Consider the following 1,329-nt stretch of genomic DNA (forward strand, 5'->3'; position numbering starts at 1 on the left):
CGGGCGGTTTCCCGGATGTCGTCACCGGCCTTGCGGGCGGTGTCGCGAACGTCTCCGGCAGCGGCAGCCATGGTCCCATCCCTCCTTACGATGTTCAACACTCACATCGGCGTAAGTGTGAATAGTTGGTCGATCAACGGGCGGAGCCGGGCAGGGGTTCCGCTCAGCGCGCCCGCAGGAACAGGTCGAGGCCGACCAGCCGGTCCAGCAGCCAGACGGCCAGGAGTGCCACCAGCACATAGACCGCGGAGACCGCCGCCAGGTCCGGGGTGATCACCGCTCGGATCGAGGTGTAGATCTGCACCGGCAGGGTCACGGTCCGCGCGTCGGTGAGCATCAGGCTCACCAGGAACTCGTTGAACGCCAGGATGAACATCAGGAGGCCGCCGGTCACGATGCCGGGCATCACCGCCGGGATCGTCACGGTGACGAAGCGGTGCAGCGGCGCCGCGCCCAGATTGGCGGCGGCATTCTCCAGTTCCGGGTCCAGATGGTTCACCGCGGCGCTCACCGCCCAGAGCATGAAGGGCAGGTTGATGATGCAGCAGGCCAGCCCCACTGGCCAGAGGCTGCCCAGGATCCGCCATTCGCCGAACAGCGCCATCATGCCGAGGCCGGCCACCACCAGCGGGATCGTGAACGGCAGGAGCAGCCAGAGGCGGATCAGACCAGCGGTGCGAAAGCGCCAGCGGGCCAGAGCCAAAGCTGCGAGCGTGCCGGCCGGCACCGCGAACAGGGTGGCCAGCGTCGCGACCAGCAGGGAGCGGCCGAACGCGTCCAGGAACGCGCCGCCGCTCACCAGCTGCACATACCAGCGCAGCGAGAAGCCCTCGGGCGGGAAGCGGACGATCGACCCGCTGGTGAACGAGGCCAGGAGGATGATCACGGTCGGCAGGGCCAGGAACAGGAGGTCGAACAGCACCACCGCCGTGATCAGCACCTGCTTGCCGCGCTCACCCCTCACCGCACCGCTCCCGTGCCTGCCGCTGCCGTGCCTGCCGCTGCCGTGCCTGCCGCTGCCATGCCCGCCGGCGCGGCCCGGCTGACCCGGCCGGCCGCCGCCTTGCCACCCAGCAGGGCCAGCATGAGGGCGGTGAGCCCGGTGGACACCAGCACGACCAGCACGGCCAAGGCCGAGCCCTGGCCGGCATCAGAGGTGGAGAACCAGGCCTCGTAGACCGCCTGGGCGGCGAAGTCGAACTTGCCGCCGCCCATGATCTGGGGGATCGCGTACTCGGTGAAGGTCAGGGTGAACACCACCACGCCCGCCGCCACCAGGCCAGGCCGTGCGAGCGGCAGCACCACGTTGGTGAAGGTGCGCACCCAGCC

Annotated in this window: 1 protein-coding gene and 1 pseudogene; both read right to left on the reverse strand. The window is 69.6% G+C overall.

The features are described from left to right. Positions 1-163: 163 nt before the first annotated feature. On the reverse strand, positions 164-964 hold the full coding sequence (locus EQG76_RS30620; protein WP_159719007.1) for an ABC transporter permease: 801 nt from the start codon (positions 962-964) through the stop codon (positions 164-166). Then, positions 961-1,329, reverse strand: a pseudogene (locus EQG76_RS30625) (hypothetical protein); the annotation flags it as partial. The pseudogene EQG76_RS30625 and the gene EQG76_RS30620, both read right to left, overlap by 4 nt.

Source organism: Geminicoccus flavidas, from assembly GCF_009806515.1.
Taxonomy (GTDB): domain Bacteria; phylum Pseudomonadota; class Alphaproteobacteria; order Geminicoccales; family Geminicoccaceae; genus Geminicoccus; species Geminicoccus flavidus.